We start from the raw sequence: 11,726 nt of genomic DNA, 5'->3' as shown, positions 1-11,726 counted from the left end.
CGGCTCAGGCGGCGGCCGCCCGCCGCTTGCGCCGGTGCGCGATCTCGCCGAGGACGACGTCCACCACGAGGAACCCGGCGAGCGGGATGCCGAGGAGCGGGACGAAGTAGCCGACCACGGCGACCAGCGCCATCAGCGGGACCAGGACGTACGGGGGCGCCTGCGCCCAGGCGCCGCGCGGGATCGGCCGGCCGAAGGCGTTGCCCCGGCCGCGCTGCCACCACATCCGGTAGCCCCACACGATCAGCAGGATCAGAGCGAGCGCGAGGAGCATCAGCGCGATCTGGTTGACCAGGCCGAAGAGGACGCCGGTGTGCAGGTCGATCCCGTACCGGGTCAGCTTGGCCAGCAGCGGGTAGTCGGCGAACCGCACGGTGTCGGTGACCTTCCCGGATGCCGGGTCCACCGCGACCGCGTCCTGCTTCTCGGGCCAGCTGCGCTGCACCTGCTTGACGACGTAGGCGGAGGAGGCGTCGGCCGGCGGGACGATCTCGACCGGGTCGCCGAGACCCTCGGCGCGTGCCGCGGCCAGGATCTTGTCCAGACCCACGCCGTGCTCGCCGCTCCCGCCCGCCTTGGAGGCCGCGTCATGGCCGGCGTGATCGCCGCCGCTCGCGGCCGCCGACACCGACGGGGTGGCCTGACCGAGCGAGGTGCGCAGCTCGTCGATGTTGGCGCCCGCGTAGGCCGACCAGGTCAGGCCGGTCGCGGAGAGGAAGAAGAACCCGGCCGCGGCCCAGACGCCGACGGCGCCGTGCAGCCCGAGCGTGCGCCGCCGTCCGGTGACCCCGCGGACCTTGCGCTGCGCACGGCGGCGGGAGAACCACAGCGCGACGCCGCCGGCCGCGATCACCCACAGCCAGCTCGCGGCGAGTTCGCTGTAGAGGCGGCCGTTCTCACCGAGGTGCAGATCGCGGTGGAACTCGTCGATCCAGGTGCGCAGCGGCAGCGCGCCCGTCGAGCCGTACTGCTCCAGCGCGCCGCGCACCTCGCCCGTGTACGGGTCGACGAAGACCGCGAGGGTGTGGGTCGCGCCGACCCCCTCGACGCCGGACAGCATGACGCGGGTGGAGGCGTCGTCCTCGGGCGAGGGGCGCACCGCCGAGACGGTCCCCTCCGGGTGGGCCTTGCGGGCGGCGTCGACCTGCCGGGATATCGGCAGTTTCGCGTCGCCGACGGGCACGGTCATCTCGTGTGCGTACATGAGCTTCTCGGCCTGGAACGAGGCGGCGTACAGAAGCCCGGTGACGGCGGCGACCAGCAGGAACGGCGCCACGAACACGCCGGCGTAGAAGTGCAGACGCAGGACCAGGGGGCGCAGTGCGGCCCACGGGCCGCGGGTCTGCGGCTCGGGGGCCGCCGGCTGCGGGGCCTCTTCCGCGGCGAGGGAGGGAGCGGTGGACATCGGCGGCTTCTCCGGGGAGCGGGGGAGCGAACGGGGCGTGGGGCGTGGATCGGAGCGGGACGGGGCTGTTCTCAGCCCGTGCGCTCCGGTAGTCGGGGGGCGGCGCCGCCGAGTTCCCGGCACGCCGAGTGACCTGCGTCACGCTCACCGGCCGTGGCATGCTGGCTCGATGTCATCTCCTCGCCCCCTCCCGCCCCTTGCCGAACGGATCGAGGAACTCCTCGCGCCGGGCGGCCCGTTGCCCCTCGTCATGGCCGGAGACCCCGTTCTGCGGGCGGGGACGGCGCGTTACGAGGGTCAGCTCGACCCGGCGCTGCTGGCCCGCTTCGTCGAGGCGCTGCGCCGCACGATGCACGCGGCGCCCGGCGTCGGTCTCGCGGCGCCGCAGGTCGGCGTTGGACTGCGGATCGCGGTCGTCGAGGACCCGGCGACGGTGCCGGAGGAGGTGCGGCGGGCCCGCGGCAGGGTGCCCCAGCCGTTCCGGGTGCTGGTCAACCCGGCCTACGAACCGCTGGGTCCGGCACGGGCCGCGTTCTTCGAGGGCTGTCTGAGCGTGCCGGGCTACCAGGCGGTCGTGGCCCGGCCCGCCGAGGTCCGGCTGACCGGCGAGGACGAGCACGGCAGGCCGCTGGACGAGGTGTTCGGCGGCTGGCCCGCCCGGATCGTCCAGCACGAGACGGACCACCTCGACGGCCTGCTCTACCTCGACCGGGCCGAGCCGCGCTCGCTGGCCGCCGACAGGACGGTCCTTCAGCGGTGGGCGCAGCCGACCCCGGCCGAGGCGGCGCGGGCGCTGGACTTCCCGCTGCCGTAGCTCAGTTGTCCCGGTACGCCTCCAGCAGGCGCAGCCACACCTCGCTGATCGTCGGGTAGGACGGGACGGCGTGCCAGAGGCGGGCGACGGGCACCTGGCCGACGACGGCGACGGTCGCGGAGTGGATCAGCTCGCCGACGCCGGGACCGACGAAGGTGACCCCGCGCAGGATCTCCCGCTCCAGGTCGACGACCATCCGGGCGCGGCCGCGGTAGCCCTCGGCGTACAGCCCGGCTCCCGCCACCGACGACATGTCGACGTCGACGGCCCGCACCCGGTGTCCGGCCCGTTCGGCCTCCGCGAGCGACAGGCCGATCGAGGCCGCCTCCGGGTCGGTGAAGACGACCTGCGGGACGCATTCGTGGTCGGCGGTGGCGGAGTGGGCGCCCCACGGTTCGTGCTGCGCCGGGGACGCTCCGGCCGCGCGGGCGGCGATGGCCGCGCCTGCGATCCGGGCCTGGTACTTGCCCTGGTGGGTGAGGAGGGCACGGTGGTTGACGTCGCCGACCCCGTAGAGCCAGTCGGTGCCGGTGACCAGCAGACTGTCGTCGACGCCGAGCCAGGAGCCGGGCGCCAGGCCGACCGTCTCGAGGCCGATGTCGTCGGTGCGCGGGGCGCGGCCGACGGCGAAGAGGATCTCGTCGGCCTCGATGCGCTCCCCGGTGTCGGTGACGACCACGACGACGCCGTCCGTGCGGGTCACCGACGCCACCGAGACGCCGGTGCGCACGTCGGCGCCGGCCTCGGTCAGCGCCTCGGCGACCAGTGCGCCGGCGAAGGGCTCCATGCGGTCGAGCAGGCCCTTGCCCCGTACCAGGAGGGTGACCTGCGAGCCGAGGGCCTGCCAGGCGGTGGCCATCTCGGTGGCGACGACTCCCCCGCCGACCACGACGAGCCGGCCGGGCGCGGCCTGGGCGGCCGTGGCCTCCCTGCTCGTCCAGGGGCGGATCTCGGCGAGGCCGGGCAGGTCGGGCAGGGCGGCGCGGGTGCCGGTGGCGACGACGACCGCGTGGCGGGCCGTGAGCACGGTGTCCCCCACCGTCACCGTGCGCGGGCCGGTCAGTCTTCCGTGGCCGCGGTGGAGGTCGGCGCCGATGCTCTTGAGCCAGTCGGCCTGGCCGTCGTCCGTCCAGTCGCCGGTGTACCAGTTGCGGCGGGCGAGGACCGCGTCCGTGTCCAGGGGGCCCTGCACGGCCTGGCGCAGGCCGGGCAGCCGGCGGGCGTCGGCGCGGGCGATGACCGGGCGCAGCAGGGCCTTGCTGGGCATACAGGCCCAGTACGAGCACTCGCCGCCGACGAGCTCGCTCTCCACGACCGCGGTGGTGAGACCGGCCGCGCGGGTGCGGTCGGCGACGTTCTCCCCCACGGGCCCGGCCCCGAGCACCACGACGTCGTAAGCGTTGGTTTCCGTTTCCGTCATGGGGTCAGTCTGGTGGGTGGTGTGCGGGGTGGCCACACGGGTAGGGGCGCGGAATACGCGTCCGGCCGTCGGCGTTGTGACGGGCGGCTTCACCCCATGTCGGGAGGCGCCCGACGGGAACTCCGGGAAGAAGGAATCAGGTCATGAGCAGCACCGTGGAGCTCACCAAGGAGAACTTCGACCAGACGGTCACCGACAACGACTTCGTCCTGATCGACTTCTGGGCGTCCTGGTGCGGGCCGTGCCGTCAGTTCGCCCCGGTCTACGACAAGGCGGCCGAGGAGAACCCCGACCTGGTGTTCGGCAAGGTGGACACCGAGGCGCAGCCGGAGCTGGCCCAGGCCTTCGGCATCCAGTCGATCCCGACGCTGATGATCGTGCGCGACCGGGTCGCCGTGTACGCCCAGCCGGGCGCGCTGCCCGAGGCCGCCCTGACGGACGTCATCGGACAGGCGCGGGGGCTGGACATGGACGAGGTGCGCAGGTCGATCGAGGAGCAGCAGAAGGCGGAGGCGGGCGAGTCCCCGGCCGCCCGGGGCGAGTGACCGACCGGGCGGCGGGGTCCGCGCACGCGATGCGGCGGATCAAGGGCGTGTTTCGAAAGTAGCGTCGTCTGCCCGCCCGGCAGACGGGACTTTCGAAACACGCCTTAGAACGGGTAGGGCGCCACGTCGGCGCGCACCGTCGTCCATCGCACGTCGGTGAAGGCCTCCAGGTTGGCCTCGCCGCCGAACCGCGCGCCGGTGCCCGAGGCGGCGACCCCGCCGAAGGGCGCCACGGCCTCGTCGTTCACGGTCTGGTCGTTGATGTGCACGATGCCGGTGGGCACGCGCTCGGCGAGGTCGAGGCCGCGGGCGGCGTCACGGGTGACGATGCCGAGCGAGAGCCCGTACGAGCTGCGCGCGGCCAGTGCCGCCGCCTCGTCCGGCGTGCTGAAGGGGCGCACGGGGGCCACCGGGCCGAAGACCTCCTCCGCGTAGGCGGGGGTGTCGTCGCCGACGCCCGCGAGGACCGTCGGCCGGTAGAAGCGGTCCTGGTGCGTGCCGCCCGCGGCGAGCTTCGCCCCGGCCGCCGTGCTGGCCTCCACCAGGCCGTGCACCTTGGCGAGCTGGCCGTCGTCGATGAGCGGGCCGAGGTGCACCTGCGCGCGGTGCGGGTCGCCGACGGCGAGCGCGTCCGCCTTCGCCGCGAGGCGTTCCACGTACTCCTCGTAGAGGGAGGCGTGCACCAGGTGACGGCCGGTGGTCATGCAGATCTGGCCCTGGTGGAAGAACGAGCCCCAGGCCGCCGTGGAGATCACCGCGTCGAGGTCGGCGTCCTCCAGCACGATCAGGGCGGAGTTGCCGCCGAGCTCGAGGTGCGCGCGCTTGAGGCGGCGTCCGGCCGCCTCGCCCACGGCCCGGCCGGCCGCGGTGGAGCCGGTGAACGAGATGACCGGCACGCGCGGGTCGGCGACCAGGGCCTCGCCGGTCTCCGCGCCGCCCGGCAGGACGTGCAGCAGGTCCTCGGGCAGTCCCGCCTCCGCGAACACCGCGGCGAGCGACAGCCCGCCGCAGACGGCGGTGCGCGGGTCCGGCTTGAGGACGACGGCGTTGCCGAGCGCGAGGGCGGGCGCGACGGAGCGGATCGACAGGATCAGCGGGGCGTTGAAGGGGGAGATCACGCCCACGACGCCGACGGGGACCCGCCGGGTGTACGACAGCCGGGGCGCCTCGCTGGGCAGGACCTGGCCGGCCGGGCGGGAGGCGAGGGCTGCGGCCTCGTAGCACTCCTGGGCCGCGACGTGCAGTTCGAAGTCGGCCTTGCCCGCGATGGAGCCCGACTCGCGGACGATCCACTCGCGCAGCTCCGCGGCGTGCGCGGCGAACAGGTCGCCCGCCCGGCGGAGCACTCCGGCGCGGACGAAGTGCGGGACGCGGGCCCACTCGGTCTGCGCGGCGCGGGCCGCCTCCGCGGCCGGCGCGACGTCCGCGCCCGCCGCCAGGACGACGGTGCCCAGCTGCTCGCCGGTGGCGGGCTCGGTGACGGTGTACCGGGGGCCCGACAAGGTGCGGGGCTGCCAGTTGGTGGGGTCGAGCAACGGCATGGGGGCTCTCCGATCGGTGACCCGCGGGCTTCGTCGCTCTCACGGGGAGAGCGGAAGTCCCGTGTAGTTCGCCGCCAGTTCGGCGGCCGCGTGGCGGGATGCGGTGATCCGGCGCAGCCGGGCGAGCTGCATCCGGTGGTCGAACGCATCCCCATCTGGTTGAGCGTGCAACATCCTAGTCATGTCGTAGGAGAATCGGGTGGCCTGCCACACACGGCGCAGGCACAGGTCCGAGTACCCGTCGAGGAGCCGCGTGGACCCCTGGTCGTGCAGTTCGGTGAAGGCCCTGGCCAGGAGCCGGACGTCGGAGACGGCGAGGTTGAGTCCCTTGGCGCCGGTCGGCGGGACGATGTGGGCGGCGTCCCCGGCGAGCACCAGCCGGCCGTGCCGCATCGGCTCGCGGACGAGACTGCGCATGTCCGTCACGGACCTGGCGGTGATCGGGCCGGGACGCAGCGTCCAGTCGGCGTCGACGGCGAACCGCGCGGCGAGCTCGTCCCAGATCCGCTCGTCGGGCCAGTCCCGCACGCTCGCGCCGCGGGGGACCTGGAGGTAGAGCCGGGAGACCTGCGGCGAGCGCATGCTGTGCAGGGCGAAGCCGCGTGCATGGCGTGCGTAGATCAACTCATCGCAGGAGGGCGGCACTTCGGCGGTCACGCCGAGCCAGGAGTACGGGTAGTCGTGGGCGTACGTGCGACCGACGGTCGCCGGGAAGGCGTTTTGGGCGACGCCGTGCGAGCCGTCGCAGCCCGCCACCCACGCGCAGTGCAGGGTCCGCTCCCGTCCTTCGTGCCGGAACCGCACGACCGGCGCGCCGCTCTCCGGATGCTCGACGGCGAGCGCCTGCGCCTCGAACAACAGGGGCGGTCCGTCGGCCAGTTGGAGGGCGATGAGATCCTTCACGATCTCCGTCTGGGCGTAGATCGTGACCGTGCGGCCGCCGGTGAGGGCGGGGAAGTCGAGGCGATGACGTTCGCCGTCGAAACGCAGCTCGATGCCGTGGTGCACCAGGCCCTCGACGTCGAGCCGGTCGGCGGCCCCGGCCGCGCGCAGCGCGTCGACCGTGCCCTGCTCCAGCATCCCGGCGCGCTGGCGCCCCTCCGCGTGGGCGCGCGTCCTGCTCTCCAGCACGACACAGTCGATTCCCGCCCGGTGCAGCAGACGGGCGAGCAGCAGCCCCGCGGGGCCGCCGCCGATGATGCCGACCGTGGTGCGCATGGCATGCCTCCACCTGGACGGTAGTTCAGCTGGAGTCGCGGTGCACCACGGTGACCGAGAACAGGGCGTGCGACTCGGGAGCGGCCGCGGGGTTGCGGACCGCCCGGTCCACCAGTGAGGCGAGGTCACGGCCGGAGGGCAGCGCGATCCGCACGGTGCTGAGTCTGGGCCGGAGCAGCCGGCCGAGCAGCAGGTCGTCGGCTCCGATGACCGCCACGTCCTCGGGAACGCGCAGGCCGGCGTCCCGCAAGGCGCGCAGCAGCAGCATGGCGTACTCGTCGTTGTAGGCGAACACGGCGTCGAGGCCGAGGCCGCGCCAGCGCGCGGCGAGGGCGTTCGCGGCCTCCTCCGTGTAGGCGAGCGGCAGCTCGGCGACGGTGGCGTCCGTGTCCTGAAGGGCCTCGCGGGCGCCGGCGAGGCGGGGCGCGGAGAACATCTCCATGCCGCGCTCCTCGGGGACCACGACGCCGATCCGGCGGCGTCCGCGGGCGTACAGGTGCCGGGCGGCGCCCCGGCCGACCTCGGCCTGGTCCAGGAGCATCGCGTGGGCGCCCTCGACGGCGTCGGCGCTGAGGGTCACCACGGCCCTGGCGCCGGACCGCTTGAGGATCGCCACCCCTTCGGGTCCGATGCCGGTGCCGGGCACCAGCACGGCGACGGGTCTCAGCTCGGCCCACGCGCGGGCGGCGTCGTCGCCGCTCACGCCGCTCGCGCCGTACTGGACGACCGTGTAGTCGAGGCGGCTCATCGCGCCCTGGAAGTCGTGCACGAACCGGCTGTAGAGCGGCCCCGCCGGCACCGGCAGGGTGGGCATCAGAACCATCCGGCTGTGTCCGGCGCGCAGGGTGCGGGCGGCCGCGTGCGGCACGTACCCGAGTTCCTTGGCGGCATCGCGGACGCGGCGGCGGGTGGGCTCGCTGATGCGTACGGCGTTGGTGTTGTTCAGGACGTAGGAGACGGTCGCGCGCGAGACTCCGGCCAGGCGAGCCACGTCGGCGCTCGTGGGCACGGGGCGCGGCGCCGGCGACATCGTCGGCGCGGGCGTGTTCGGTATCTGCACCATGACGTACCGCATCTTGGCAGAAGCCCTGCGCGGGATCCCGGGCGGGGGACGCCGAATCCGACGATCCGTCAACGATCATCTCCACGAAGGCTGTTCGCGACGGCTGTTCACGACGTATTGAGCATGGGCTTCACGACGGGCTGCGGGCAGCGGCGCCGCGCATGTCGCCGACGACGCGCCGCGGGCCGGGGCCGCCCGCGCACCGCCCGGCCCTGAACCGACGCGTCACAGCACGCCACGGCACGTCACCCGGCGTGCGCCCGGCGGGGCTCGCCCGCGATCCGGTCGACCAGGTCGTTCCAGCCCGCCTCCAGACGCTCCGGCGGCATGCCGCACTGCCGGGTGAGATGGTGGACGAGCACGGGGTCGAGGTACCCCATCAGCGTGTGCGCGAGGAGCTCGGCGTCCGCGTCGGGCAGTGCCTGCCGCAGCAGCACCGCCAGGTGATGGTGATGCACCCGGCGCACCGGGACCGAGTGCCGACGGTCCGGCCCCGGCTCCGCCGCGAGCTGCAGATCCAGCTGGTCGACGCAACGGGCGAGGTGCGCGAGGCCGAACGCGCGCAGCCGCTCCACCGGCGGCGCGCCCGGCCCGAGCGGCGGGGGGCCGCTCAGGAAGGCCGCCTGGAACTGCTTCTCCGAGTGGTCCAGAAGGGCGTTCAGCAGACCCGTGCGGTCACCGAAGCGACGGAAGACGGTCCCCTTGCCGACGTGCGCAGCGCTCGCCACCGCCTCCATCGTGACCCCGGCCGCGCCGTGCTCGGCGATCAGACGGGCGGCGGCGTCCAGCAGCCTGGCCCGGTTGCGGGCCGCGTCGGCGCGCAGACACGGCTCGTCGCCCGCCGGACCGAGTTGCAGCAGCTCCGGCTCGGCGGCGCGCTCCTCGGGCTCGGGGCAGGGGGGCAGCACGGCGGACATGACGTCAGCGTAAAGCATCGGGAATGAAACTGGACCGCGGTCCGGTTAGGGTGCTAGAAACATAAACGGACCCCGGTCCGGATTATTGCCGCAGTGTTTCAGCCTCTGGGAGTACCCATGTCTGTCCGCATCCTCGCGCTCGTCGGCAGCCTTCGCGCCGGCTCGACCAACCGCCAGCTCGCCGAGGCGGCCGTCAAGGTCGCTCCCGAGGGCGCCGAGGTCGACCTGTTCGAGGGCCTGGCCGAGATCCCGTTCTACAACGAGGACCTCGACGTCGAAGGCAGCGTCCCGGCCGCCGCCGCCCGGCTGCGCGAGGCCGCCCTGGCCGCCGACGCCTTCCTGCTCTTCTCCCCCGAGTACAACGGCACCATCCCGGCCGTCCTGAAGAACGCCATCGACTGGCTGTCGCGCCCCTACGGCGCCGGCGCGTTCGGCGGCAAGCCGGTCGCCGTGGTCGGCACCGCCTTCGGCCAGTTCGGCGGCGTGTGGGCGCAGGACGAGGCCCGCAAGGCCGTGGGCATCGCCGGCGGCAAGGTCATCGAGGACCTCAAGCTCTCCATCCCGGGCTCGCTGACCCGCTTCGCCGAGACCCACCCGGTCGACGACGCCGAGGTCGCCGCCCAGCTGACCGAGGTCGTCGCCCGTCTGCACGGCCACGCCGGCGAGGCCGCGGCCGCCTGACGCCCGACGGCACGGCGTCCACCGGCGGCAGCCCTACCGGCGGCGCACCGGGACGGGAACGGCCGCCGAGCCGGCAGCACACCACAGGGGTCCGGAAATCGCTTCCGGGCCCCTTCGGCGTGCGCGCTTCCCTACCGGGTCCCGGTCGGGTCCTGGTCGGATCCCGGTCGGGTCCGGGTCGAGTCGGGGCCGCGTTCGGGTCGGGTCGGGGTCGGGTCCGGAGCGGGTGAGAGGTCCGGCGAATGTCGGTCAAGCCGCAGACCGCGGGCCGTCCCGTCTGATAGGGCTGGGGAGATGAGCACCCTTTATCGACGACTGCTCGATCTGATGCCGCACATCGGCGTCCAGGTGACCGACCTCGGGCCGGGGAAGGCGGTGGTCTCCCGACGCGGCGGCCCGTACCGGGTGACCGGCGCCGGCAAGGACACCTGGCTCCTGCGGCCGACGGGCGACGCGGCACGCTCCGAGGCCGCCGAGGACGAGGCCGTGCGGCTGGGCGACACCGGCGCCGTGCTTCTCATGGACCCCTCCGCCCGCCGGGACGAGCGCGCGACGCAGTTGGCGGCCGCCGCCTACCTGTGCACGCAGCATGTGGCCGCGATGCTCGAGCTCTACGGCGTGAACTGCGTCTTCGACGTCGGCGCCAACACCGGCCAGTACGCCAAGGGGCTGCGCAAGGCCGGTTACACGGGGCGGATCGTGTCGTTCGAGCCGACGTCGGCGACGTTCGCCCGACTGGCGAAGGCAGCCGAGGACGACCCGCAGTGGCAGGTGCACCGGTGCGGACTGGGCCGCGAGGAGACGACCGCGCGGATCCACACCGGCTGGAAGACCATGAACTCCCTGCTGTCGGCCAGCGAGTACGGCAAGGGCCGCTACAGCCGCTTCGCCAAGGACGACACGGAGGAGATCCGCGTCCGCCGGCTGGACGATGTCATGGACGAGGCGCTGGCCGGCCTCGACGACCCGCGCCCCTACCTGAAGATGGACACCCAGGGCTACGACCTCGAGGTGTTCGGCGGGGCCGGGGAGCGGATCGCGGAGTTCGTCGGGATGCAGTCCGAGGTGGCCCTGCTGAAGCTGTACGAGGGCAGCCCGGGCATGGGCGAGGCCATCGCGCGTTACGAGGCGGCCGGATTCGGCATCACCGGCATGTACCCGGTGACGCGCGAGGCGACGACCGGGCGCGTGATCGAGTTCGACTGCGTCCTGATGCGGGCGGCCGCGGCGCCCCCCGCCTAGGACCCCCGACCGGTGTGACGGATCCGCGGCGGTCCTGCCCGGGGGCCGCCTCGCGAAGGCCGCGCCGCGGATCCGTCACACCGCGGATCCGTCACACCGCTGACGCGTCCGGGGCGGCCTCCTCCTGACGCCGGGCCGCCCGCAGGCTGGTGAGCGTCGTCACGGCGAGGACGAGCACGATGAAGCCCAGGGAGAACGGGATGCCGATCTCGGGCACGTGGACCCCGGACTCGTGCAGGGCGTGCAGCAGCAGCTTCACGCCGATGAAGCCGAGGATGATCGACAGCCCGTAGCTGAGGTGGACCAGCTTCTTCAGCAGACCGCCGATGAGGAAGTACAGCTGGCGCAGCCCCATCAGGGCGAAGGCGTTCGCGGTGAAGACGATGTACGGGTCCTCGGTCAGGCCGTAGATCGCCGGGATCGAGTCGAGGGCGAAGAGCACGTCCGTGGAGCCGATCGCCAGCATCACGACCAGCATCGGGGTCATGACCCGCTTGCCGTTCTGCTCGATCCACAGCTTGGTGCCGTGGTAGCGGTCCGCCACCCCGAAACGCCTCTCCACGGCCTTGAGCAGCTTGTTCTCCTCGAACTCCGACTCGTGCGCGCCCTTCTGGGCGTCCTGGATCAGCTTCCACGCCGTCCAGATGAGGAACGCGCCGAACAGGTAGAAGACCCAGGAGAACGTTGAGATGATCGCCGCGCCGGCCGCGATGAACACCGCGCGCAGCACGAGGGCGACCAGCACGCCCACCATGAGGACCCGCTGCTGGTACTGCGAGGGCACCGCGAACTTGCCCATGATCAGGACGAACACGAAGAGGTTGTCGACGCTGAGCGACTTCTCGGTGATGTACCCGGCGAAGAACTCCCCCGTCGGTTT

General features: G+C 73.3%; 11 protein-coding genes. 4 read left to right on the top strand and 7 right to left on the bottom strand.

Going from position 1 to position 11,726, the window contains the following annotated elements; translation table 11 throughout:
• Positions 1-4: 4 nt before the first annotated feature.
• Complete coding sequence (locus tag ABT300_RS35840) at positions 5-1,405, bottom strand: PepSY-associated TM helix domain-containing protein (RefSeq protein ID WP_351684979.1); 1,401 nt, start codon at positions 1,403-1,405, stop codon at positions 5-7.
• A 169-nt stretch (positions 1,406-1,574) separates the two neighbouring features.
• On the opposite strand from ABT300_RS35840, the gene ABT300_RS35835 reads away from it, so the two are divergent.
• Positions 1,575-2,219 carry a peptide deformylase gene (locus tag ABT300_RS35835; protein WP_351684976.1) on the top strand — a complete coding sequence of 215 codons (645 nt, stop codon included), beginning with the start codon at positions 1,575-1,577 and terminating at the stop codon, positions 2,217-2,219.
• A gap of 1 nt (position 2,220) precedes the next feature.
• Here the strand turns inward: ABT300_RS35835 and ABT300_RS35830 are convergent, their stop codons facing one another.
• Positions 2,221-3,639 carry a dihydrolipoyl dehydrogenase family protein gene (locus tag ABT300_RS35830; protein ID WP_351684974.1) on the bottom strand — a complete coding sequence of 473 codons (1,419 nt, stop codon included), beginning with the start codon at positions 3,637-3,639 and terminating at the stop codon, positions 2,221-2,223.
• Between the two features lie 143 nt (positions 3,640-3,782).
• On the opposite strand from ABT300_RS35830, the gene trxA reads away from it, so the two are divergent.
• Positions 3,783-4,184 carry a thioredoxin gene (gene trxA, locus ABT300_RS35825; RefSeq protein ID WP_351684971.1) on the top strand — a complete coding sequence of 134 codons (402 nt, stop codon included), beginning with the start codon at positions 3,783-3,785 and terminating at the stop codon, positions 4,182-4,184.
• A gap of 104 nt (positions 4,185-4,288) precedes the next feature.
• Here trxA and ABT300_RS35820 read toward each other — a convergent pair whose 3' ends face one another.
• The 4 genes from ABT300_RS35820 to ABT300_RS35805 all read right to left on the bottom strand — a co-directional run bounded on the left by ABT300_RS35820 (position 4,289) and on the right by ABT300_RS35805 (position 8,941).
• Positions 4,289-5,725, bottom strand: coding sequence for an aldehyde dehydrogenase family protein (locus tag ABT300_RS35820; RefSeq protein ID WP_351684968.1), 1,437 nt, complete (start codon positions 5,723-5,725; stop codon positions 4,289-4,291).
• Between the two features lie 39 nt (positions 5,726-5,764).
• Positions 5,765-6,943, bottom strand: a complete 1,179-nt coding sequence (locus ABT300_RS35815; protein ID WP_351684966.1) for a 4-hydroxybenzoate 3-monooxygenase — start codon at positions 6,941-6,943, stop codon at positions 5,765-5,767.
• A 25-nt stretch (positions 6,944-6,968) separates the two neighbouring features.
• A complete protein-coding gene (locus ABT300_RS35810; RefSeq protein WP_351684963.1) occupies positions 6,969-8,018 on the bottom strand; it encodes a LacI family DNA-binding transcriptional regulator in 1,050 nt (349 codons plus the stop codon).
• Positions 8,019-8,251: 233 nt separating this feature from the next.
• Positions 8,252-8,941 (bottom strand): TetR/AcrR family transcriptional regulator, encoded by a 690-nt coding sequence (locus ABT300_RS35805; protein ID WP_351684960.1) that lies wholly within the window; start codon positions 8,939-8,941, stop codon positions 8,252-8,254.
• Positions 8,942-9,040: 99 nt separating this feature from the next.
• Here ABT300_RS35805 and ABT300_RS35800 point away from each other — a divergent pair, with 99 nt between their 5' ends.
• Positions 9,041-9,604 (top strand): NAD(P)H-dependent oxidoreductase, encoded by a 564-nt coding sequence (locus tag ABT300_RS35800; RefSeq protein ID WP_319194474.1) that lies wholly within the window; start codon positions 9,041-9,043, stop codon positions 9,602-9,604.
• A gap of 294 nt (positions 9,605-9,898) precedes the next feature.
• Positions 9,899-10,846 carry an FkbM family methyltransferase gene (locus tag ABT300_RS35795; protein WP_351684957.1) on the top strand — a complete coding sequence of 316 codons (948 nt, stop codon included), beginning with the start codon at positions 9,899-9,901 and terminating at the stop codon, positions 10,844-10,846.
• 91 nt (positions 10,847-10,937) lie between these two features.
• On the opposite strand, the gene ABT300_RS35790 is transcribed toward ABT300_RS35795, so the two are convergent.
• Positions 10,938-11,726, bottom strand: a 789-nt coding sequence (locus ABT300_RS35790) for a TerC/Alx family metal homeostasis membrane protein (protein ID WP_351684955.1), incomplete at its 5' end; no start/stop codon positions are given.

The organism is Streptomyces sp. NPDC001027, assembly GCF_040299045.1.
Taxonomy (GTDB): Bacteria; Actinomycetota; Actinomycetes; order Streptomycetales; family Streptomycetaceae; genus Streptomyces.
This window is presented reverse-complemented; position numbering and strand designations above follow the sequence as displayed.

Coding starts and splice junctions, on each gene's coding strand:
- ABT300_RS35840 (WP_351684979.1), bottom strand. CDS start 1,405: ATGTCCACCGCTCCCTCCCTCGCCGCGGAAGAGGCCCCGCAGCCGGCG.
- ABT300_RS35835 (WP_351684976.1), top strand. CDS start 1,575: ATGTCATCTCCTCGCCCCCTCCCGCCCCTTGCCGAACGGATCGAGGAA.
- ABT300_RS35830 (WP_351684974.1), bottom strand. CDS start 3,639: ATGACGGAAACGGAAACCAACGCTTACGACGTCGTGGTGCTCGGGGCC.
- trxA (WP_351684971.1), top strand. CDS start 3,783: ATGAGCAGCACCGTGGAGCTCACCAAGGAGAACTTCGACCAGACGGTC.
- ABT300_RS35820 (WP_351684968.1), bottom strand. CDS start 5,725: ATGCCGTTGCTCGACCCCACCAACTGGCAGCCCCGCACCTTGTCGGGC.
- ABT300_RS35815 (WP_351684966.1), bottom strand. CDS start 6,943: ATGCGCACCACGGTCGGCATCATCGGCGGCGGCCCCGCGGGGCTGCTG.
- ABT300_RS35810 (WP_351684963.1), bottom strand. CDS start 8,018: ATGCGGTACGTCATGGTGCAGATACCGAACACGCCCGCGCCGACGATG.
- ABT300_RS35805 (WP_351684960.1), bottom strand. CDS start 8,941: ATGCTTTACGCTGACGTCATGTCCGCCGTGCTGCCCCCCTGCCCCGAG.
- ABT300_RS35800 (WP_319194474.1), top strand. CDS start 9,041: ATGTCTGTCCGCATCCTCGCGCTCGTCGGCAGCCTTCGCGCCGGCTCG.
- ABT300_RS35795 (WP_351684957.1), top strand. CDS start 9,899: ATGAGCACCCTTTATCGACGACTGCTCGATCTGATGCCGCACATCGGC.